Source organism: Pseudomonas silesiensis, from assembly GCF_001661075.1.
Lineage (GTDB): Bacteria > Pseudomonadota > Gammaproteobacteria > Pseudomonadales > Pseudomonadaceae > Aquipseudomonas > Aquipseudomonas silesiensis.
The window spans coordinates 5,737,520-5,758,497 of the sequence record NZ_CP014870.1; the positions used below are offsets into that span (position 1 = coordinate 5,737,520).

Here is a 20,978-nt window from a genome sequence, read left to right on the forward strand (position 1 = left end):
CTCTGGGTGGAGACGTTTTCGACTTGCCCGGCCTGGCGCTCGACCTCGCCGACGGTCTGCCCCACCCGCTCGATCAAATCATGGATTTTCTTCACGGTGCCGTTGAACACCTCGCCCAACTCGCCCAATTCATCGCGACTGTTGGCATTGAAGGTCACCGTCATGTCGCCGGCCGCCACCTTGTCCATCATCGCACCAAGGCGTTTGAGCGTGGTGCGGGTCGACGCGTAAAAGCCGCCGTAAAGGTAAAAAATCAACACAAACACCACCGACAACGCCACGGCCTGCAACACCATGTGAGTGCGGTTCTGATCCAGCCGCTGCTGCAATTGGGTGCCCAGAAACGTCAGGGTGGCTTCGTTGAGTCGATAGGTCTGATCCATCAGGCCCGTGACCTGATCATAAAAGGCCTGCCAGGGCGCATCGAGGGTGTCGGCCATCACCACCTGCTCTTCGAACAGTTCGATGGCTTTTTTCAGCGACGCTTTACTGAGCTCAGCCTGACCGGCCAGGGTTTGCTGTGCCGCGCTGCTTGAATCCAGCGCATCTTGCAACTTCAGGCCGTATTCGGCGTGCAGCTTTTCGATCTGTGCCAGCAGCTCGTCGAAACGGGTGCTCGAGGATGAATTGAGAAAGCCCTGCCCCAGGGAGTAAGCACCCATGGCCCGTCCATCGCCCAGGGTCTGGGTGATGAGGGGTGTGACGTTGGTGATGAGTTCGCTCAACTGACGCATGTCACTTTGGTTGTCGCGGCTGAGCCCGGCCTGACTGGCGATGATCTGGCTGAAAATTTGTGCGTTGCCCAGAAGCTTGCCGATCAGCGCACTTTTGCTTTGCATGGAGGTTTCCGACTGCTGGGACTTGAACGCAGCAATCATTTCATCGCGCTTGGCGTCGAATACGATGATTTGCTCCGGATCGGTGGCCATCGCCACCAGTCCCTGCAAACGCGCGAGGACGCTTTGCTCCAAGGCATCGATTTTGCCTTCGACATTGCTGGCCTTGCCGGATTGACCCAAGGTGACGTAGATCTGCACCAGGTTGTTCAGGGTCTCCAGATCGCGCCGCAACGTCAGGCTGCTGCCCAGCAGGTCCAGGCTTTGCAGTTCGACCCGGGTGCCCTGGAATTCGCGATAGGAATCGCGTACCAGATAAAAGTTGGTCACCAGCATCGGCACGAGGAACAGCACGCTGATCAGACTGAACTTCATGCCGAAACTCAACCGGTTCATCAGCGCGACGGCGGGATAGAGCAAGCTCTTCACGGGTAGTCTCCCTTGGATTTCTTATTGTTATTCAGGCGCGGATCGAGAGCAGATTGCCACTATTCGGGCGCTGTCCCTGTATAACTTAAATCGGCGGGGGGTTTTGTAACTTAAGGTTAACGGCGGGGCTGTTCATCGAACAGGTGATGTCTTCGGACGACCGATACCTTTCGGGTGAGGGGGCTCGCCCCAATGACATTCAGTCCGGCTTACTGTAGGAGCGAGCTTGCTCCGGGCGGCGTTCCGACGATGGACTTTAGGGCGACGCGTTTATTCAGTAGAAACGCGTAATCGTTAACGACCATCGTCGGAACGCCACCCGGAGCAAGCTCGCTCCTACAACGCTACGGCAGCACGGTCCACAACGCAAAACCCGCATACCAGAGCACCGCCGCGCGCAGCAGCAGTTCCCAGATCCGGTCAAGGCTGTTGATGCCATCCGGTCCGACCACCGGCGCCGGAATTTCACCCGCCACCAGTCCGACCTTCTCGATCAATCGGGCGGCGCTGATGTTCCAGTTCAGCAGCTCGTGCAACATCACCCGGCCGACCGCGACAAAGTTGCCGACCAACGCAAAACTCGCCGCCAGCAACCGCACCGGCACCCAATCGAACGCATGACGCAGTTGTGCCGCGCGCTCGACCACGGCCGGGTTCTGCCCGTGCTCTTCGGCCAGCGCCAGCAGTCGATAGCTCAAGGCAGCGACCGGCCCGAGCAGGAAATACCAGAAAATCACCGCGAAGAAGCTCTGGTAGGCTTCCCACAACAGATGCCCCTGGACCCGCTCCAGCAGCTGGTCAGCGCTGTCGGCGCAGATTCCCAGGTCACGCTCCGCCACGTGGGCGGCGGCCTGCAGGTCTTCCCGGCGCCAGGCATCGCGAAACGGACCAAGGCCGGCCAGCAGATCGCCGCGCCCCAGACTGTAGATCACCACCAGCAGATGCACTGGCAACGCCAGCAGGCCGTAAGCCACGGGCTCCAGCACCAGCAACAGCAAGCCCAGCAGCGCCACGGGCAACAACACCAGCACCACCAGGATCAGCCATGGCCGATTGACCAGGCGCGGGCTGGCCTCAAGCTTGTGCAGCTCGCGTACCCAACCTTCATCACGCTGGACCCGATGGCGCAGGGCCGAGAATTTCTCGATCCAGACCGCCAACAGCAACACCAGAAAACTCATTGTCGTTCCTCTTTTTCCAGAGCGGCGCGATAGCGTGCCCAGTCGAATGCCGGCCCCGGATCGGTCTTGCGACCGGGAGCGATGTCGCTGTGCCCGCAGATACGCTGCGCGGTAATGGCCGTGAAGGTGCTTTGCAGCTGTCGGGTCAGGGCCGTCAACGCGTCATATTGCACGTCGGTGAACGGCAGATCATCCGTGCCTTCAAGCTCGATGCCCACGGAAAAATCGTTACAGGTTTCCCGACCTTCAAAACTCGAGACCCCGGCATGCCAGGCGCGCTCAAGACAAGAGACAAACTGAGTGACAATGCCGTCACGTTCGATCAGAAAATGCGCAGACACACGCAGGTCCGCAATCCCTTCAAAGTAGGGATGCTCCGTGACATCCAGACGATTCTGAAAAAACTCCTGCACCTTGCCGGTGGCAAATTGTGCCGGGGGCAGGCTGATGTTGTGGATCACCAGCAGGGAAATTTCGCCCAGGGGGCGCGCATTGAAGTTGGGCGATGGGCATAAACGCACACCCTGACACCAACCGCTCGCGGGGTCCAACTGCATACAGATTCCTTCAACGACGACTGTGTTGGCGCCCAGTATGCCGCGATAGACCCTCCGGGCGCGATCACTTGCCGCGATTGAGCCGTTGCAGCGTGCCGATCACTGACGCCAAGGCCCGGTCGATCCGGCGAATCGATCAAATGCGGCTTTCAAAACGATGGCAAAGACGCTGATGCCTTGGGTTGCTCCCCGCCATGGCCCTATAATCGAACCACTTTGTTTGTGGAGTCCGTTATGCCGAATCTACGTCTCGCCGATCTGACCGCCGAAATCGAAGCCAACGTGCGCCGTGCGTTGCGCGAAGACATCGGCAGCGGCGACATTACCGCACAGCTGATCCCGGCCGAACGCCTGGCCAAAGCCACCATCATTACTCGCGACGCCGCTGTCATTGCCGGCACCGCGTGGGTCGATGCGGTTTTCCTGCAACTGGACCCCCGGGTTGCCGTGCATTGGCAAGTGCGAGATGGCGAACGGGTGAAACCCAATCAGGTGCTGTTCCACCTCGAAGGCCCGGCACGCTCGCTGCTGACCGGCGAACGCAGCGCGTTGAACTTCCTGCAATTGCTTTCAGGGGTTGCCACCCGTGCGCAGGATCTGGCGGATTTCGTTGCCCAGACTCAGGTGAAACTCCTGGACACCCGCAAGACCCTGCCCGGACTGCGCCTGGCCCAGAAGTACGCCGTGACCTGCGGTGGGTGCCACAATCACCGCATCGGCTTGTATGACGCCTTCCTGATCAAGGAAAACCATATCGCTGCTTGCGGTGGCATTCCCGAGGCCATCAATGCCGCGCACAAGATTGCCCCGGGCAAACCGGTGGAGATCGAAGTGGAAAGCCTGAGTGAGCTCAAGGAAGCGCTGGCGGCCGGTGCCGACATCATCATGCTCGATGAGTTGAGCCTGGATGACATGCGCGAAGCGGTGCGCCTGAATGGCGGCAAGGCAAAACTGGAGGCCAGCGGCGGGATCAACGAAAGCACGCTGCTGCCGATTGCGCAGACCGGGGTGGATTACATTTCGATTGGTGCAATGACCAAGGATGTGAAGGCTGTGGACCTGTCGATGCGGCTCAGCCTCTGATCCGCGAAGCAAATCTGTAGGAGCCCGGCTTGCCGGCGATGGCGATCTCAAGGACGCTGCAAGGCTTGAGGCCGCCTTCGCTGGCAAGCCAGCTCCTACAGGGTCAGACCACCAGATTATTCATCTCGCAGTACTCTTCCCACTCGACGCCCAACACCTCGGCCGCCTCCTTGTGCAGCACCAGGCGCGCCGCCTCGAACTCTTCAGGGGTTGAGGTGTACTTGAGCGTCAGCTCCCACGGCTGCAGGCCCTGGGATTCCGCTTCATCCTCGAACGCCCACTGAATCTGGTCTTTCTGATCATCGGCTGGCAAGTCCTTGATCTCTTCAGCGAGCTGGGGGGAGTCCAGCAAGTATTTTTTCAGCGCTTCTTCGTGACGGGCTTCTTGAGTCAATTCTTTAACGGTCATGGCGTTCTCTCTGATCTTGGGGAATGGAAGATGGATCTGGATCATCAAGGATCTCTCTGACGCAAAAAACCGCGTAAACCCGGTTTATCTGGCCTTCAGAACCATTCGGGATCATCTGAAAACAAAGTGTCGCTGGTGCCCGAGACAGGAATCGAACCTGCGACCTTCGCGTTACGAGTGCGCTGCTCTACCGGCTGAGCTACACGGGCGGTGGGCTAAACCTAGCACTGACCATGGAGTCAGGCAACTGACTGCACCACAAAAAAATGCCCCACCGTTTTCACGGCGAGGCATTTTCCAGAACGTTGAATCGGTCAGGCGTGGGGGGTGATTAAACGCCCGAAGCCTTGGCCGCTGCTACGTCTTTGATGGACAGCTTGATACGGCCGCGGTTATCCACGTCCAGTACCAGTACTTCCACTTCTTGGCCTTCCTTGAGGATGTCGGTCACTTTCTCAACGCGAGCGTCGCTCAGCATCGAGATGTGAACCAGACCGTCCTTGCCAGGCAGGATGTTGACGAATGCGCCGAAGTCGACGATGCGCTCAACCTTGCCGACGTAGATCTTGCCGATCTCGGCTTCAGCGGTGATGCCCAGAACGCGCTGACGTGCTGCTTCAGCCGCTTCCTTGGTTTCGCCGAAGATCTTGATCGAACCGTCGTCTTCGATGTCGATCGAAGCCTTGGTTTCTTCACAGATCGCACGAATGGTCGCGCCGCCTTTACCGATGACATCACGGATTTTGTCGGTGTCGATTTTCATCGCGATCATGGTCGGAGCGTTTTCCGACAGCTCGGTACGCGACTGGCCAATGATCTGGTTCATCTGGCCGAGGATGTTCAGGCGCGCTTCCAGGGCTTGGCCCAGAGCGATCTCCATGATTTCTTCGGTGATGCCTTTGATCTTGATGTCCATCTGCAGCGCGGTCACGCCTTTGGCGGTACCCGCTACTTTGAAGTCCATGTCGCCCAGGTGGTCTTCGTCACCCAGGATGTCGGTCAGGACGGCGAATTTCTCGCCTTCTTTAACCAGACCCATGGCGATACCGGCAACCGGTGCCTTCATCGGAACGCCGGCATCCATCAAGGCCAGGGAAGCGCCGCAGACCGAAGCCATGGAGCTCGAACCGTTGGACTCGGTGATTTCCGACACCACACGGATGGTGTACGGGAACACGTCGGCAGCAGGCAGCATGGCTGCAATCGAACGACGGGCCAGACGGCCGTGACCGATTTCGCGACGACCGGCGCCACCCATGCGACCACACTCGCCTACCGAGAACGGAGGGAAGTTGTAGTGCAGCATGAACGGGTCTTTTTTCTCGCCTTCCAGGGTGTCCAGCAGCTGCGCGTCACGGGCAGTACCCAGCGTTGCAACGACCAGAGCCTGGGTTTCGCCACGGGTGAACAGTGCCGAACCGTGGGTCTTTGGCAGAACGCCGACTTCGATGTTCAAAGGACGTACGGTCTTGGTGTCGCGGCCGTCGATACGTGGCTTGCCGTTTACGATGTTTTCGCGAACGGTGCGGTATTCGATTTCGCCGAAAGCAGCTTTGACTTCGCTGGAAGAAGGTTGGCCTTCTTCACCGGACAGCTTGGCAACGACCTGGTCTTTCAGTTCGCCCAGGCGAGCGTAACGGTCGGCCTTGATGGTGATGGTGTAAGCCTGGGAGATCGCGTCGCCGAATTCGGCACGGATAGCGCCCAGCAGCGCGGTGGCTTCTGGCTGAGGAGCCCAGGTCCAGGTCGGCTTGGCAGCTTCAGCGGCCAGTTCTTTAACGGCGTTGATCACAACCTGGAACTCGTCGTGAGCAAACAGTACCGCGCCCAGCATCTGGTCTTCGGTCAGCTCTTTGGCTTCCGATTCAACCATCAGTACGGCTTCCGACGTACCGGCAACGACCATGTCCAGGCTCGAGGCTTTCTGTTGTTCGTAAGTCGGGTTCAGCAGGTAGCCGGTGCTTTCGTGGAAAGCAACGCGGGCAGCGCCGATCGGGCCATCAAACGGGATGCCGGAAATGGCCAGGGCAGCCGAGGTACCGATCATCGCAGCGATGTCCGGATCGGTCTTCTTGCTGGTGGAAACGACGGTGCAGACAACCTGCACTTCGTTCATGAAGCCTTCCGGGAACAGCGGACGGATCGGACGGTCGATCAGTCGGGAAGTCAGGGTTTCTTTTTCGGAAGGACGGCCTTCACGCTTGAAGAAACCGCCAGGGATCTTACCGGCGGCGTAAGTCTTTTCCTGGTAGTGAACGGACAGGGGGAAGAAGCCCTTGCCTGGATCGGCTTGCTTGGCACCGACGACAGTCACCAACACGCTGACGTCGTCGTCAACGGTGACCAATACTGCACCGGAGGCCTGACGGGCGATACGGCCAGTCTCGAGGGTAACGGTCGACTGACCGAACTGGAATTTTTTGATAACCGGGTTCACGGTGTCCTACCTTCTTTTGTGGCTCTTGGGGAACTTGTCTTCTTGCGAAATTCTTGGGCAACGCCGGGAATCGGCCCGACTTTCATTGTCCAGGTGCTGTCTGTCAGATAAAACAGGTGTCCAGATAAAACTAGAGGCTGGGAGCCTGCCATGCGCCTGCGGGAAACCCGCCGACACACGGCAAACAACCAACCTCATAGTGCAATCGCTGATTAGCGACGCAGACCCAGGCGACCGATCAGCGAGCTGTAACGGCTCACGTCTTTGCCTTTCAGGTAGTCCAGCAGCTTACGACGCTGGTTAACCATGCGGATCAGACCACGACGGGAGTGGTGATCTTTACCGTTGATCTTGAAGTGACCTTGCAGTTTGTTGATGTTGGCGGTCAGCAGTGCAACTTGCACTTCTGGCGAACCAGTGTCACCAACAGCTTGCTGGTAGTCAGCAACGATTTGAGCTTTTTCTTGAACGTCGAGAGCCATGAGGCAATCCTTTTATCAGGAAACTGTTTCAGAAAAACAGTTTCAACAGGCCAGGGACAAATCCCTGTATCTAAAAATGAGTAGTGACCGTGCCTGTTAACAGCCACCCTCGTCCGGTCATTCTGACCGAATCAGTCGACGTGGCGCGATGCGCCCGTCTTCGCTCACTTCACCGATACCGATGAAACGACCGTTGTGATCCTGTACCCGTACCATGCCGAACTTCGGTGCATCCGGGGCGCGTACCGGCTGGCCGTTAAGCCAGTAGAACGAGCTGTGCTCCGAGAACTGCAGCAGCGGCCAATCCAGCAGGCCGCTGTCCGATGGCATCAGGAAGCGATCGACCGCTTCGTTGCCGCCTTCGGCATGTACCGCTTCCAACTCTTCAAGCGTGACCGTCTGCGCCAGGGTGAAAGGCCCGGCCTGGGTACGTCGCAATTCAGCAACGTAAGCGCCACAACCGAGTTGCTCACCGATATCCTCCACCAGGGTGCGGATATAGGTGCCTTTGCTGCAATCCACCGCCAGCCGCGCAGTATCACCTTCAAAAGCCAGTAATTCCAAGCGCGCAATAGTAACAGAACGCGGTTCGCGCTCCACTACTTCGCCTGCACGGGCCAGCTTGTACAGAGGCTGGCCATCACGCTTGAGTGCCGAGTACATCGGCGGTATCTGACTGATTTGCCCACGAAAACCGGGCAGTACCGCTTCGACATCGGCGCGACCAACGGTCACCGGCCGCTCCAGCAAAACTTCACCTTCGGCATCGGCCGTGGTGGTGGTCTTGCCCAGTTGCGCCAGGGTTTCATAGGCTTTGTCGGAATCGAGCAGGTATTGCGAGAACTTGGTGGCCTCGCCGAAGCACAACGGCAATACTCCGGTGGCCAGCGGATCGAGACTGCCGGTGTGCCCGGCTTTCTCGGCGTTCAGCAGCCAGCGAACCTTCTGCAACGCGGCGTTGGAGGTAAACCCCAGCGGTTTGTCGAGCAGAATGATGCCACTGACGTTACGACGGATACGTTTGACCTGAGCCACCGATTACTCCTTGGTGTCTTCGGCTTCAGCCGCAACCGGGCGCTGACTGTCTTCAGCGACCGCGCGCTCGATCAAGGCCGATAGGTGCGCGCCACGCACGACGCTTTCGTCGTAGTGGAAGTGCAACTGCGGAACGCTGCGCAACTTCATTTCGCGGGCCAACTGCATGCGCAGGAAACCGGCGGCGGAGTTGAGCACCTTGATGCTTTGCGCGATGTCTTCGGCGTTGTCCTGACCCATCACGGTGATGAAGATCTTGGCGTGACCGACGTCACGGCTGACTTCAACAGCGGTAATGGTGACCAGGCCGACGCGCGGGTCTTTGACTTCACGACGGATCAGCTGTGCCAGCTCACGCTGCATCTGATCGCCGATACGTTGGGTACGGCTGTATTCTTTTGCCATGTCTTGTTACCTGTTACTGCCACACGGTGAAACCCGTGGGGTCTGAAAGCGGCAAACGCCCGGCCTGACAAAAGCCAGACCGGGCGTTGCGTTTAGAGTCCTGACGCTGTGCCGCGCATCTGCATGCGGCGGCTCACCGTGGCCCTTGAAGTGCGCGAGTCAGAGGCTGCGAGCAACCTGGACCTTCTCGTAGACTTCGATCTTGTCGCCAGCTTTGACGTCGTTGTAGCTCTTGACGCCAATACCGCATTCCATGCCGGCACGTACTTCGGAAGCGTCATCCTTGAAGCGGCGCAGGGATTCCAGCTCGCCTTCGAAGATAACGATGTCTTCACGCAGTACACGGATTGGACGGTTACGGTGAACAACACCTTCGATCACCATGCAACCGGCGATCGCGCCAAACTTCGGCGAACGGAACACGTCACGCACTTCGGCCACACCCAGGATGTTCTCGCGAACATCGCTGCCCAGCATACCGGTGAGGGCTTTCTTGACGTCTTCGATGATGTCGTAGATCACGTTGTAGTAACGCATATCCAGACCTTCCTGCTCGACGATCTTGCGAGCGCCGGCATCGGCACGCACGTTGAAGCCGAACAGTACAGCGTTGGAGGCCAGTGCCAGGTTGGCGTCGGACTCGGTGATACCACCGACACCGCCACCGACAACACGCACTTGCACTTCGTCGTTACCCAGGCCGTTCAAGGCGCCGTTCAACGCTTCCAACGAACCACGGACGTCAGATTTGAGGACGATGTTGAGCGTCTTCTTCTCTGCCTGACCCATGTTTTCGAAGATGTTTTCCAGCTTGCCGGCGTGAGCGCGAGCCAGTTTGACTTCGCGGAACTTGCCTTGACGGAACAGAGCCACTTCACGGGCTTTCTTCTCGTCCGACAGCACGCTCATCTCGTCGCCAGCGTCCGGGGTACCGTCCAGGCCGAGGATCTCGACAGGGATGGAAGGACCGGCTTCCTTGATTGGCTTGCCGTTCTCATCGAGCATGGCACGTACACGGCCATAGTTCGAACCGACCAGCACCATGTCGCCTTGGCGCAGGGTACCGTCTTGAACCAGAACGGTAGCAACCGGGCCACGACCTTTGTCGAGACGCGATTCAACCACGACGCCACGGCCTGGAGCCGAAGGCGTTGCTTTCAATTCCAGAACTTCAGCTTGCAGCAGAACAGCTTCGAGCAACTCGTCCACGCCAGTACCGACTTTCGCCGAAACCGATACGAACGGAGTGTCGCCGCCCCACTCTTCCGACGTCACGCCGTGAACCGACAGTTCGCTACGGATGCGATCGAGATCGGCGCCCGGCTTGTCGATTTTGTTCACTGCAACAACCAGTGGAACACCAGCGGCCTTGGCGTGCTGGACAGCTTCAATGGTCTGCGGCATCACGCCGTCGTCCGCTGCAACTACCAGGATCACGATGTCGGTCGCCTTGGCACCACGGGCACGCATTGCGGTAAACGCGGCGTGACCAGGGGTGTCGAGGAAGGTGACCATGCCGCGCTCGGTTTCAACGTGGTACGCACCGATGTGCTGGGTGATCCCGCCGGCTTCGCCAGCAGCTACCTTGGCACGACGGATGTAGTCGAGCAGCGAAGTCTTACCATGGTCAACGTGGCCCATTACGGTCACAACTGGCGCACGGGAGAACGTCTCACCTTCAAACTTCAAGGACTCGGCCAGGGAATCTTCCAGGGCGGTGTCGCTGACCAGGGTCACTTTGTGGCCCAGTTCTTCGGCTACCAGCTGAGCAGTTTCCTGATCAAGCACCTGGTTGATGGTCGCTGGAGTACCCAGTTTGAACATGAACTTGATGATTTCAGCAGCCTTGACCGACATCTGATTGGCGAGATCGCCAACAGTGATGGTCTCGCCGATCTGCACATCACGCACGACAGGGCCGGTTGGGCTCTGGAAACCGTGGGCGTTGCGCTTCTTCAGCTTGGCCTTGCCGCGACCACCACGACGGAAGCCATCGCTTTCTTCGTCGGTAGTACGTGGAGCAACGCGTGGAGCAGGCGCTTTTTCCTTGACCGAAGCACGATGCGGAGCGTTTTTGCGCTCGCCATCGCCACTGCCACGACGACTGTTATCGTCGGCACGTGGTTTGTCCGGACGGCGCTGTTCGTTCTGCTTGTTGCGAACGTCAGCAGACGGCGCTGGAGCAGCGGCGACAACCGGCGCGCTTTCGCGTACAGGTTCGGCAACTGCAGCAGGTGCTGCAACGGCGTTGCCAGTAGCGGTTTGCGCAGCAGCAGGCTGGCGACGCGCTTCTTCTTCGGCGCGACGCTTGGCTTCTTCTTCAGCCTTCTGGCGTGCAGCATTTTCTACTGCGCGACGTTCATCCAGTTCGCGTTTGCGCTCGGCTTCGATTTCTTCCGGGCTGCGCTGTACGAAGACTTTCTTCTTGCGTACTTCAACGCTGATGCTTTTGCTGCCAGCAACACGCAGGGTGCTGGTGGTTTTGCGCTGCAATGTAATCTTGCGCGGTTCTTCCACTTTCGCCTTGTGGCTGCTCTTCAAGTGAGTCAGCAAAGACTGCTTCTCACTATCGCTCACACCTTCATCGGCGGCGGTGTGCGGCAGACCTGCCTCACGCATCTGCTGCAACAGGCGCTCTACCGGTGTTTTGACCTCATCGGCCAGTTGTTTCACCGTGACTTGCGTCATGCACTTCTCTCCTCAGGCCGCGCCTAATTACTCGAACCAGTGGGCTCGGGCGGCCATGATCAACTTGCCGGCACGATCATCGTCAATGCCGTCGATGTCGAGCAGATCGTCAATAGACTGCTCGGCCAGGTCTTCGCGGGTAATTACGCCGCGCACCGCCAGTTCCATCGCCAAATCCTTGTCCATACCCTCAAGCGAGAGCAGGTCTTCGGCCGGATGGGCGTCTGCCAGCTTTTCCTCAGTAGCGATGGCTTTGGTCAACAAACGATCCTTGGCACGAGCGCGAAGCTCGTTGACGGTTTCTTCGTCAAAGCCGTCGATGTTGAGCATTTCTTCCAACGGTACGTAGGCAATCTCTTCCAGGCTGGTGAAACCTTCATCTACCAGCACCTGTGCGAGGTCTTCGTCGACTTCCAGCTCGTCGATGAAGTTGCGCAGGATGTCGCCGGTTTCTGCTTGCTGCTTAGCCTGGATGTCCGATTCGGTCATCACGTTCAGGGTCCAGCCAGTCAACTGGCTGGCCAGACGCACGTTCTGACCTCCGCGACCGATGGCCTGAGCCAGATTGTCTGCGCCAACGGCGATGTCCATGGCATGGGCATCTTCGTCAACGATAATAGCCGCCACTTCAGCCGGCGACATTGCATTGATCACGAACTGCGCCGGGTTATCGTCCCACAGGACGATGTCCACACGCTCGCCGCCCAACTCGCCCGACACTGCCTGGACGCGCGAACCGCGCATGCCGATGCAAGCGCCTTGCGGGTCGATGCGTTTGTCCTTGGAGCGGACCGCGATCTTGGCACGCGAACCCGGGTCACGGGAGGCGGCCATTACTTCGATCAGGCCTTCGGCAATTTCCGGCACTTCGATGCGGAACAACTCGATCAGCATTTCCGGCGCGGTACGCGACAGGATCAGCTGCGGGCCGCGGTTCTCGGTGCGGATCTCCTTGAGCAGCGCACGCAGGCGCACGCCAACCCGGAAGGTTTCGCGAGAAATGATGTCTTCGCGGGCCAGCAACGCTTCTGCGTTGTTACCCAGGTCGACGATCACGTTGTCGCGGGTCACTTTCTTCACGGTGCCGGAGATGATTTCTCCCAGGCGCTCGCGATAGGCATCAACGACTTGAGCACGTTCGGCTTCGCGAACTTTCTGCACGATGACTTGCTTGGCAGTCTGTGCGGCGATGCGGCCGAATTCGATGGATTCGATCTTTTCTTCGACTACGTCGCCAACCTTGGCGCCAGGATGCGTTTCTGCAACCTTGCTCGGCCAGGTTTCGATGGCCGGATCGTCCAGGTCTGCTTCTTCGACGACCGTCCAGCGACGGAAGGTCTCGTAAGCACCGGTGTGGCGATTGATTTCCACACGCAGATCGACTTCGTCCTCGAAACGTTTTTTGGTGGCAGTGGCCAGAGCCAGCTCCAGCGCTTCAAAAATTACGTTTGCCGGTACGCCCTTTTCATTGGATACCGACTCAACAACCAGCAGTACTTCTTTGCTCATCGTACGCCTCGCCTTTCGCAAGCCATTGGATCCGCGGGATCCGCGTCTCAGTCAAAACTGGGAATAATGTTGGCCTTGTCGATCATATCGATCGGCAACAGGAATTCATGGTCTTCAACCTGCACCACGACGTCCTGCTCTTCTACACCGCGCAGAAGGCCCTGAAAGTTGCGTCGCCCTTCAAAAGGCGAGCGCAGCTTGATCTTCACTTGTTCACCGGCAAATTTTGCAAACTGCTCAATAGTGAACAGCGGGCGTTCCATGCCAGGCGAGGAAACTTCAAGGGTGTATTCAACGGCGATCGGATCTTCAACATCCAGGACACCGCTGATCTGACGGCTGACGATGGCGCAATCGTCCACCAGCACACCGCCTTCTTTATCAATATAAACGCGCAACATTGAGTGGCGACCCTGAGCCGAAAACTCAATACCCCAGCATTCATAGCCCAGGGCCACGACCACCGGGGCCAACAAGGCCTGCAACTCTTCTAGCTTGCTCGACACCTGAACCCCCTCGTGCATGTATGTGCATGCTATGCAAAATAAAAAAATGGGCGAAACGCCCATCCTTGAAACGCCGTCGAACAGCGGCGTAGAAAGTGTCCAGCTAACAAAAAGCCCCTGAAAAGGGGCTCCTGAAACTGGTTGCGGGGGCCGGATTTGAACCGACGACCTTCGGGTTATGAGCCCGACGAGCTACCAGACTGCTCCACCCCGCGACAAAGCTGGGGCGGAAGTATACGACCGATCCCTCACAGGGTCAATGTAACCTTCCACCTACAAGAAAGCCCGCAACAGCGGGCTCTCCTGATAATTGGTACCGAGAAGGGGACTCGAACCCCTACACCCTATGGGCACAACCACCTCAAGGTTGCGTGTCTACCAATTCCACCACCTCGGCAATACTACGTTTGAAACCCTTCTTACTTCTGCTCTTGAGCTGGAGGCACGTCAGTCGCTGGAGTAGCCGACTTTTGCTCTTGAAGCACCGGGACATCATCAGAAGCCGGTTGCTGCTTTGGAACTTCCAACACTGCTGGATTTGGCAAACCTACTTGAGTCAGCTGGTGAGCTTTCTCTTTAGCAAAGTAACCTAACCCTAAGCTGGTTATGAAGAAACCTGCGGCAAGTATAGCAGTAAACTTACTAAGAAAGGTAGAGGAACCTTGGCTTCCGAACACAGTATTTGAAGCACCTGCTCCGAAAGACGCGCCAGCATCCGCACCTTTACCCTGCTGCAGCAAAACCAGAGCAACTACGCCCAATGCACCCAGCAGATGAAAAACGACTACGACTGTTTCCAGCATTTTTTCAGTTTCCCGCGGCGCGACAGATCGCACCGAACTCATCTGCATTCAGGGACGCTCCACCAATGAGCCCCCCATCGATATCCGGCATGCCGAACAGTTCGACCGCATTGGCCGCCTTCACGCTGCCGCCGTATAGAAGCCGCACACCTTGCGCGACTTCAGAATTCTTTTCCGCCAACTGGGCGCGAATGGCTGCATGCACATCCTGCGCCTGTTGCGGCGAAGCAGTCAGCCCGGTGCCAATGGCCCAGACCGGCTCGTAAGCGATGACTGCCTTGGCAAAGACACCGACACCCAGCTCCTCGATGATGCTGTCCAGCTGACGCCCGACAACCTCAAGCGTTTTCCCGGCTTCGCGCTGCTCAAGGGTTTCCCCTATGCACAACACCGGAATCAAGCCACATGCCTGTGCCGCTGCGAACTTGCGGATCAGCATATCGTCCTGCTCGCCCATGATCTGGCGGCGTTCGGAGTGCCCGACAAGTACCAGGGAACAACCTGCATCCACCAACTGACTCGGTGCAACTTCACCGGTCAATGCGCCTTGCATGGATTCCACCGCAGAGTTCTGCGCGCCGATCGAAATCGACTGACCTTTCAAGCTATCAATCACTTGATTGATATGCAGGCAAGGCGGGAATACCGCAACGTCAACATCGCTCGGCAAGTCCAGACGGCGGAGGCCGTCAATCAGCTCAGCGACGCTGGTGCGGGTACCGTGCATCTTCCAGTTACCAGCTACCATAGGGCGACGCATGCTGTACCTCGTCGGTCAAAGTGGGCGCAGATGTTACCCAACACAATCATGGCTGGCAAGCCGAATTCAGGCAGAAACTTCAGTAACCAGGTTTGCCAGCTCTTCGGCGTGGCCGCGAACCTGTGTTTCGTCCTCGCCTTCGACCATTACCCGCACCAACGGCTCCGTCCCGGACTTGCGCAACAGCACACGCCCGCGCCCGGCCATGGCCTGGGTAACGCGCTCGCTGGCCGCCTTGACCGCCGGATGATCGAGGGGGCTTGCACCGCCGCCGAAACGCACATTGATCAGCACCTGAGGGCACTTGCGCAACGCCTGACGCGATTGCGCCAGCCCTTCGGAGCGTCTCTTCAGCGCCATCAGTACCTGCAAGGCCGCAATGATCGCGTCACCGGTGGTGGTATGACTGAAGCAGACAATGTGCCCCGAGTTTTCACCACCCACCAGCCAATCGCGCTCCTGCAACTCGGAGATGACGTAACGGTCGCCGACATTGGCCCGCACAAAAGGAATGCCCAGGTCCGCCAGGGCCAGCTCCAGCCCCAGGTTACTCATCAACGTACCGACCACGCCGCCCTGCAGCTTGCCACGCTCCTGCAGATCGCGAGCAATGATGAACAGCAATTCGTCACCGTCGACGACAGCACCGGTGTGATCGACCATCTGCACCCGGTCGCCATCACCGTCAAAGGCGATGCCCAAATCGGCGTGCTCGGCCAATACGGCAGCCTGCAACGGCCCCATATGGGTCGAACCGCAGTTATCGTTGATATTCAGGCCATTGGGATGGGCAGAAAGCACAACGACATCGGCGCCCAGCTCACGGAACACACTCGGCGCCACCTTGTAGGTCGCACCGTGAGCGCAGTCGATCACAATCTTCAAGCCCGCGAAGCTGGTACCGGCCGGGACGCTGCCCTTGCAGAATTCGATGTAGCGGCCCGACGCATCGTTGATGCGCGAGACCTTGCCGATCTTGCTCGACTCGACCACGGTCATCGGGGTGTCGAGCAGTTCTTCGATCATATGCTCGACTTCATCCGGCAGCTTGGTGCCCTTGCCGGAGAAAAACTTGATGCCGTTATCGTCATGCGGATTGTGCGAGGCGCTGATCACGATGCCCGCTTCGGCATGGAAGGTGCGCGTCAGATAGGCGATGGCCGGTGTCGGCATCGGGCCCAGGAGCATGACATCGGCACCCGCCGACGTCAGTCCGGCCTCAAGCGCCGATTCGAACATGTAGCCGGAAATCCGGGTGTCCTTACCCACCAACACTTTGCAGGCGCCCATTTTGCGGAACGCCATACCCGCGGCCCAACCGAGCTTGAGCATGAAATCAGGCGTGATCGGGTATTCGCCGACGCGACCACGAATGCCGTCGGTACCAAAGTATTTTTTAGTCATAAGCGCTCCATCCTTCTTATTCGGCTGATTCCACTGCGGCGATCATCCGCAGCACATCGACTGTTTCGGCCACATCATGGACGCGCAATATACGCGCTCCCTTGAATGAGGCCAGCGCCGCGAGCGCGAGACCGCCATTCAGGCGTTCTCCGACCGGGCGATTCAAGGCCTGACCTATCATGCTTTTTCGCGAAACCCCGACCAGCAACGGCCGACCCAAGGCATGCAAGGCTTCCATATGCTTGAACAAGCTTAGATTGTGTTGCAGGGTTTTGGCGAAACCGAAGCCTGGATCCAGAATGATCCGCTCGGCGGGTATGCCTGCCGATACACATTTCGCCATGCGCCCGGCAAGAAACTCGCCCACTTCCCGGGTCACATCCTGATACTGCGGATTGTCCTGCATGTCGCCCGGCTCACCGAGCATATGCATCAGGCAGACGGGCAAGCCGGTGGCCGCAGCCGCATCCAGCGCACCATCGCGCTGCAGCGAGCGCACGTCATTGATCAACCCGGCGCCCAACCGTGCGGTTTCGCGCATGACCGACGGGGTAGAAGTATCCACCGAGATGATCACATCCAGTTCGCGATGAATGCGCTCGACGATGGGCGCTACACGCTCGAGCTCCTCCAGCGGGGAAACCGCCCTGGCTCCGGGCCGGGTCGATTCGCCACCGACATCGATCAGCGTCGCGCCGGCCGCCACCATGGCTTCGGCGTGGCGCATGGCCGCATCGAGCTGGCTGTATTGGCCACCGTCGGAAAAGGAATCTGGAGTGACATTGAGAATGCCCATGACATGCGTCAGGGCCAAATCAAGAACCCGGTTGCCGCAAGGCAACCGGGTCGAGGACTGAACAGAAGTCATTTCAAACCTTAAACGTCAGCAGCCGGACCGCCGATAGGTGTTTCCGGACGCTCGCCCTGCACTGCCGGAGGTGTTCCGGACGTACCGGTACCACCGGACCAGTCGCGAGGTTCGCGAGGCGTACGACCGGCCATGATGTCATCGATCTGATCGGCATCGATCGTTTCGTACTTCATCAAGGCATCGGCCATGGCGTCGAGCTTGTCACGGTTATCCGTGAGGATCTGCTTGGCGGTGCCGTAGCACTGGTCGATGATGCTGCGCACCTCGGAGTCGATCAGCTTCGCCGTCTCGCCGGAGAAACTGGCGCCTTGACCGCCGCCGCCGCGACCGAGGAACACTTCACCCTCTTCTTCGGCGTACATCAACGGACCGAGTTTTTCCGACAGGCCCCACTTGGTCACCATGTTCCGTGCAATCTGGCTGGCACGCATGATGTCGTTGGATGCACCGGTGGTGACACCATCGAAGCCAAGGGTCATTTCTTCAGCGATACGGCCGCCGTACAGCGAGCAGATCTGGCTGATCAACGCACGCTTGGACAGGCTGTAGCGGTCTTCTTCCGGCAGGAACATGGTCACACCCAGCGCGCGACCGCGGGGGATGATCGACACCTTGTAGACCGGGTCATGCTCAGGCACGACGCGACCGACAATGGCGTGGCCGGCTTCGTGATAAGCGGTGTTCTGCTTCTCTTTCTCGGACATGACCATGGATTTGCGCTCGGCACCCATCATGATCTTGTCTTTGGCCAGTTCGAACTCTTTCATTTCAACGATGCGCTTGCCGGCACGGGCGGCGAACAGCGACGCCTCGTTCACCAGGTTCGCCAGGTCGGCACCGGAGAAACCAGGGGTACCACGGGCGATCACGGCCGGAGCGACGTCGTCACCCATCGGCACTTTGCGCATGTGGACCTTGAGAATCTGCTCACGGCCGCGGATGTCCGGCAGACCGACCACGACCTGACGGTCGAAACGGCCTGGACGCAGCAGCGCCGGGTCCAGTACGTCCGGACGGTTGGTGGCGGCGATGACGATGATGCCGTCATTCATTTCGAAGCCGTCCATCTCTACCAGCAACTGGTTGAGCGTCTGTTCGCGCTCGTCGTGACCGCCACCCATGCCGGCACCACGATGGCGACCGACGGCGTCGATTTCATCGATGAAGATGATGCATGGCGCGTGCTTCTTTGCCTGCTCGAACATGTCGCGAACACGGCTGGCACCGACACCGACGAACATTTCGACGAAATCGGAACCGGAAATGGTGAAGAACGGCACTTTGGCTTCGCCGGCAATCGCCTTGGCGAGCAAGGTTTTACCGGTACCCGGAGGACCGACCATCAGTACGCCGCGAGGAATGCGACCGCCCAGGCGCTGGAACTTGCCCGGGTCACGCAGGAACTCGACCAGCTCGCCGACTTCTTCCTTGGCTTCGTCGCAACCGGCAACGTCACCCAGGGTGGTTTTCACCTGATCTTCGGAGAGCAGGCGCGCCTTGCTCTTGCCGAAGCTCATCGGTCCGCCCTTGCCACCGGCTCCGCCCTGCATCTGCCGCATGAAGAACATGAACACGGCGATGATCACCAGGATCGGGAAGCTTGCCACCAGGAGCTGAGTCCAGATGCTTTGCTGTTCAGGCTGTTTGCCTTCGACCACGACGTGGTTGTCCACGAGGTCGCCGATCAGACCATTATCCTGGATTGCCGGACGGATGGTCTTGAAGCTGTCGCCATCGTTGCGCTTGCCGGTAATCACATAGCCATCGACGGCTACGCGTTCGACCTTGCCATCCTTGACCTGCTGGATGAAGTCGGAATAGTTGAGGGTCTGCGGCTCGTTAGGGCTGGAGAAGTTGTTCATCACCGTCACCAGGACTGCCGCGATGATCAACCACAGGATCAGATTCTTTGCCATATCGTTCAATTAACTACCCTCTGAAGCAAGCGCCGCTGATGGCGCGCGCTTCGCATGATATTCACCGGCCTAACTTACTACATTACCGACGACTCTGGCAGGCGTCGTCTGTAACCCTTTGTGAAACACTTTCTACACAATATTCGCTAATGCTCACGGGGCGAAATACGAAAATCCTATCGACCCGCAAAAAAACCTCGATTTACTCACTACGGCCGCGGTAGCCCCAAGCCAGCATGTATTGCTCGCGGGAACTGCCACGGGAAGAGTCCGGCTTGATCATCTGGACCTTGTCGAATTTCTGACGAGCGTCCTTCACGTAAGCATCAAACCCTTCGCCCTGAAACACCTTGATCACGAAATTACCACCCGGCTTGAGTATCCGAGCCGCCAGATCAAGAGCCAGCTCACATAGAAACATGGCTTTCGGCATGTCCACCTCAGGCGTACCACTCATATTGGGGGCCATATCGGAAATCACAAGGTCCACCTGCGAATTACCCACGGCTTCAAGGATCTGAGCGAGCACTTCGTCCTGGGTGAAGTCACCCTGGATGAAAGTCACATCCGGAATGCTGTCCATTTCCAGGATGTCCGAGGCGATCAGACGCCCCTGACCACCGATCAGCCGACTAGTGACCTGCGACCAGCCGCCGGGCGCCGCACCCAGGTCGACAACGCTCATACCCGGACGGATCAGCTTGTATTTCTCCTGGACCTCCAGAAGCTTGTAACTCGCACGCGAGCGGTAACCATCCTTCTGCGCCTGCTTCACATAGGGATCATTGACATGTCTTTGCAGCCATTTAAGGCTTGTCTTGGAACGGGCCACGGGCCACCTCAAAAATAAAACGGGTCGTGATTAACTGGGCGGTCCCGGACTCGCTCGGGTAAACTGGCCGCCGCTTTTTACAAGATCAGACGCAGGGGTCAGATTATGCCGCTCACTCAAGAGCAGAAGAAACAGTACAAATCCATTGGCCACCATCTGAAACCGGTTTTGATTGTGGCTGACAACGGTTTGACTGAAGGTGTGTTAGCCGAACTTGAACGCGCTTTGGCGGATCACGAGCTGATCAAAATCAAGCTCAACATCCTCGATCGCGAGTCGCGCCTGGCGAACATTGCAGAACTGTGCAAGGTCGGCAAAGCGGACCTGGTTCAGGTCATAGGCAAGATGGCACTGATTTACCGCAAGAACTTCAGCGTCAACAAGCAGCTGTCGAACGTTCATCGCTTCAAGTGATGACAAGGGTCAAGGGTGTGCTTCGCGCACCCTGCCACTCCATCCCGGCACCGGCTGCAACACCAGCACCAGCCCGGAAAACCCCAGGACAAGAAAGCTGAACACGTGCCAGCGCACCGCATCCGGCCAACCGAAGCGCACCGCGTAGTACATCGCACACGCATACAGCGCCGTCATCAGCAGTTGCCCGCGAATATCGCGCCATAGACTGGCAAGGCCCTCGGCCTGAACCAGCACCAAAACCTGAAAAATCACACACACTGCGGCGAATCCCACCATCAGTGTATTCAGCACGTCTACGATTTCGTCGATCAGCAGCGGCGCCAGGCCGATATGACCCAGCACCGGCAGCAGACCGATATGCAACAGCCACAGGCCGCCCACCCACAACATCTGGGTCAGCTGCCAAAGCATGGCGCCC

The 20,978-nt window shown here is 58.4% G+C and carries 19 protein-coding genes, 3 tRNA genes and 1 pseudogene; 2 read left to right on the forward strand and 21 right to left on the reverse strand.

Features of this window, described 5'->3' with window-relative positions; all coding sequences use genetic code 11:
• Positions 1-92: 92 nt before the first annotated feature.
• From PMA3_RS33720 to ampD, 3 genes and pseudogenes are all read right to left on the reverse strand, one after another.
• Positions 93-1,232 (reverse strand): annotated as a pseudogene (locus tag PMA3_RS33720) (HAMP domain-containing protein); the annotation flags it as partial.
• A gap of 377 nt (positions 1,233-1,609) precedes the next feature.
• Entirely contained in the window at positions 1,610-2,446 is an 837-nt protein-coding gene (ampE, locus tag PMA3_RS25445) for a regulatory signaling modulator protein AmpE (protein ID WP_064679780.1), read from the reverse strand.
• Positions 2,443-3,003, reverse strand: coding sequence for a 1,6-anhydro-N-acetylmuramyl-L-alanine amidase AmpD (gene ampD, locus PMA3_RS25450; protein WP_064679781.1), 561 nt, complete (start codon positions 3,001-3,003; stop codon positions 2,443-2,445). Before ampD ends, ampE begins: the two co-directional genes overlap by 4 nt.
• Before the next feature lie 234 nt (positions 3,004-3,237).
• Here ampD and nadC point away from each other — a divergent pair, with 234 nt between their 5' ends.
• Positions 3,238-4,086 (forward strand): carboxylating nicotinate-nucleotide diphosphorylase, encoded by an 849-nt coding sequence (gene nadC, locus PMA3_RS25455; RefSeq protein ID WP_064679782.1) that lies wholly within the window; start codon positions 3,238-3,240, stop codon positions 4,084-4,086.
• A 103-nt stretch (positions 4,087-4,189) separates the two neighbouring features.
• Here nadC and PMA3_RS25460 read toward each other — a convergent pair whose 3' ends face one another.
• The 17 genes from PMA3_RS25460 to rlmE all read right to left on the reverse strand — a co-directional run bounded on the left by PMA3_RS25460 (position 4,190) and on the right by rlmE (position 20,143).
• Positions 4,190-4,495 carry a DUF6388 family protein gene (locus PMA3_RS25460; protein ID WP_059403417.1) on the reverse strand — a complete coding sequence of 102 codons (306 nt, stop codon included), beginning with the start codon at positions 4,493-4,495 and terminating at the stop codon, positions 4,190-4,192.
• A gap of 133 nt (positions 4,496-4,628) precedes the next feature.
• Positions 4,629-4,704, reverse strand: a tRNA-Thr gene (locus PMA3_RS25465).
• Positions 4,705-4,826: 122 nt separating this feature from the next.
• Complete coding sequence (gene pnp / locus PMA3_RS25470) at positions 4,827-6,932, reverse strand: polyribonucleotide nucleotidyltransferase (RefSeq protein WP_010463478.1); 2,106 nt, start codon at positions 6,930-6,932, stop codon at positions 4,827-4,829.
• A gap of 212 nt (positions 6,933-7,144) precedes the next feature.
• Positions 7,145-7,414, reverse strand: a complete 270-nt coding sequence (gene rpsO, locus PMA3_RS25475) for a 30S ribosomal protein S15 (protein ID WP_064679783.1) — start codon at positions 7,412-7,414, stop codon at positions 7,145-7,147.
• 117 nt (positions 7,415-7,531) lie between these two features.
• Positions 7,532-8,449, reverse strand: coding sequence for a tRNA pseudouridine(55) synthase TruB (gene truB, locus PMA3_RS25480; protein ID WP_064679784.1), 918 nt, complete (start codon positions 8,447-8,449; stop codon positions 7,532-7,534).
• A 3-nt stretch (positions 8,450-8,452) separates the two neighbouring features.
• The gene (gene rbfA, locus PMA3_RS25485; protein WP_064679785.1) at positions 8,453-8,854 is read right to left on the reverse strand and encodes a 30S ribosome-binding factor RbfA; all 402 of its coding nucleotides are present in this window, start codon (positions 8,852-8,854) and stop codon (positions 8,453-8,455) included.
• Between the two features lie 159 nt (positions 8,855-9,013).
• On the reverse strand, positions 9,014-11,542 hold the full coding sequence (infB, locus tag PMA3_RS25490; protein WP_064679786.1) for a translation initiation factor IF-2: 2,529 nt from the start codon (positions 11,540-11,542) through the stop codon (positions 9,014-9,016).
• 27 nt (positions 11,543-11,569) lie between these two features.
• Positions 11,570-13,051 carry a transcription termination factor NusA gene (gene nusA, locus PMA3_RS25495; protein WP_007900474.1) on the reverse strand — a complete coding sequence of 494 codons (1,482 nt, stop codon included), beginning with the start codon at positions 13,049-13,051 and terminating at the stop codon, positions 11,570-11,572.
• A 47-nt stretch (positions 13,052-13,098) separates the two neighbouring features.
• Positions 13,099-13,557: a ribosome maturation factor RimP gene (gene rimP / locus PMA3_RS25500; protein ID WP_010463487.1), complete on the reverse strand. Its 459-nt coding sequence runs from the start codon at positions 13,555-13,557 to the stop codon at positions 13,099-13,101.
• Between the two features lie 138 nt (positions 13,558-13,695).
• A tRNA-Met gene (locus tag PMA3_RS25505) sits at positions 13,696-13,772 on the reverse strand.
• A gap of 96 nt (positions 13,773-13,868) precedes the next feature.
• A tRNA-Leu gene (locus PMA3_RS25510) sits at positions 13,869-13,954 on the reverse strand.
• A 22-nt stretch (positions 13,955-13,976) separates the two neighbouring features.
• On the reverse strand, positions 13,977-14,360 hold the full coding sequence (gene secG / locus PMA3_RS25515; protein WP_017336473.1) for a preprotein translocase subunit SecG: 384 nt from the start codon (positions 14,358-14,360) through the stop codon (positions 13,977-13,979).
• A gap of 4 nt (positions 14,361-14,364) precedes the next feature.
• Positions 14,365-15,120, reverse strand: coding sequence for a triose-phosphate isomerase (gene tpiA / locus PMA3_RS25520; protein ID WP_064679787.1), 756 nt, complete (start codon positions 15,118-15,120; stop codon positions 14,365-14,367).
• Between the two features lie 66 nt (positions 15,121-15,186).
• Entirely contained in the window at positions 15,187-16,524 is a 1,338-nt protein-coding gene (glmM, locus tag PMA3_RS25525) for a phosphoglucosamine mutase (protein ID WP_064679788.1), read from the reverse strand.
• A gap of 16 nt (positions 16,525-16,540) precedes the next feature.
• A complete protein-coding gene (gene folP, locus PMA3_RS25530) occupies positions 16,541-17,392 on the reverse strand; it encodes a dihydropteroate synthase (RefSeq protein ID WP_064679789.1) in 852 nt (283 codons plus the stop codon).
• An 8-nt stretch (positions 17,393-17,400) separates the two neighbouring features.
• On the reverse strand, positions 17,401-19,311 hold the full coding sequence (gene ftsH, locus PMA3_RS25535) for an ATP-dependent zinc metalloprotease FtsH (protein WP_064679790.1): 1,911 nt from the start codon (positions 19,309-19,311) through the stop codon (positions 17,401-17,403).
• A 202-nt stretch (positions 19,312-19,513) separates the two neighbouring features.
• Positions 19,514-20,143 carry a 23S rRNA (uridine(2552)-2'-O)-methyltransferase RlmE gene (rlmE, locus tag PMA3_RS25540; protein WP_008005470.1) on the reverse strand — a complete coding sequence of 210 codons (630 nt, stop codon included), beginning with the start codon at positions 20,141-20,143 and terminating at the stop codon, positions 19,514-19,516.
• 105 nt (positions 20,144-20,248) lie between these two features.
• On the opposite strand from rlmE, the gene PMA3_RS25545 reads away from it, so the two are divergent.
• Positions 20,249-20,557, forward strand: a complete 309-nt coding sequence (locus PMA3_RS25545; RefSeq protein WP_008057408.1) for a YhbY family RNA-binding protein — start codon at positions 20,249-20,251, stop codon at positions 20,555-20,557.
• A gap of 9 nt (positions 20,558-20,566) precedes the next feature.
• On the opposite strand, the gene PMA3_RS25550 is transcribed toward PMA3_RS25545, so the two are convergent.
• Positions 20,567-20,971 (reverse strand): hypothetical protein, encoded by a 405-nt coding sequence (locus tag PMA3_RS25550; protein ID WP_064679791.1) that lies wholly within the window; start codon positions 20,969-20,971, stop codon positions 20,567-20,569.
• Positions 20,972-20,978: the final 7 nt, after the last annotated feature.

Bases quoted from the DNA above. Each gene is read 5' to 3' on its own strand.
- ampE (WP_064679780.1), bottom strand. From the start codon at position 2,446: ATGAGTTTTCTGGTGTTGCTGTTGGCGGTCTGGATCGAGAAATTCTCG.
- ampD (WP_064679781.1), bottom strand. From the start codon at position 3,003: ATGCAGTTGGACCCCGCGAGCGGTTGGTGTCAGGGTGTGCGTTTATGC.
- nadC (WP_064679782.1), top strand. From the start codon at position 3,238: ATGCCGAATCTACGTCTCGCCGATCTGACCGCCGAAATCGAAGCCAAC.
- PMA3_RS25460 (WP_059403417.1), bottom strand. From the start codon at position 4,495: ATGACCGTTAAAGAATTGACTCAAGAAGCCCGTCACGAAGAAGCGCTG.
- rpsO (WP_064679783.1), bottom strand. From the start codon at position 7,414: ATGGCTCTCGACGTTCAAGAAAAAGCTCAAATCGTTGCTGACTACCAG.
- rbfA (WP_064679785.1), bottom strand. From the start codon at position 8,854: ATGGCAAAAGAATACAGCCGTACCCAACGTATCGGCGATCAGATGCAG.
- infB (WP_064679786.1), bottom strand. From the start codon at position 11,542: ATGACGCAAGTCACGGTGAAACAACTGGCCGATGAGGTCAAAACACCG.
- nusA (WP_007900474.1), bottom strand. From the start codon at position 13,051: ATGAGCAAAGAAGTACTGCTGGTTGTTGAGTCGGTATCCAATGAAAAG.
- secG (WP_017336473.1), bottom strand. From the start codon at position 14,360: ATGCTGGAAACAGTCGTAGTCGTTTTTCATCTGCTGGGTGCATTGGGC.
- tpiA (WP_064679787.1), bottom strand. From the start codon at position 15,120: ATGCGTCGCCCTATGGTAGCTGGTAACTGGAAGATGCACGGTACCCGC.
- glmM (WP_064679788.1), bottom strand. From the start codon at position 16,524: ATGACTAAAAAATACTTTGGTACCGACGGCATTCGTGGTCGCGTCGGC.
- folP (WP_064679789.1), bottom strand. From the start codon at position 17,392: ATGACTTCTGTTCAGTCCTCGACCCGGTTGCCTTGCGGCAACCGGGTT.
- ftsH (WP_064679790.1), bottom strand. From the start codon at position 19,311: ATGGCAAAGAATCTGATCCTGTGGTTGATCATCGCGGCAGTCCTGGTG.
- PMA3_RS25545 (WP_008057408.1), top strand. From the start codon at position 20,249: ATGCCGCTCACTCAAGAGCAGAAGAAACAGTACAAATCCATTGGCCAC.
- PMA3_RS25550 (WP_064679791.1), bottom strand. From the start codon at position 20,971: ATGCTTTGGCAGCTGACCCAGATGTTGTGGGTGGGCGGCCTGTGGCTG.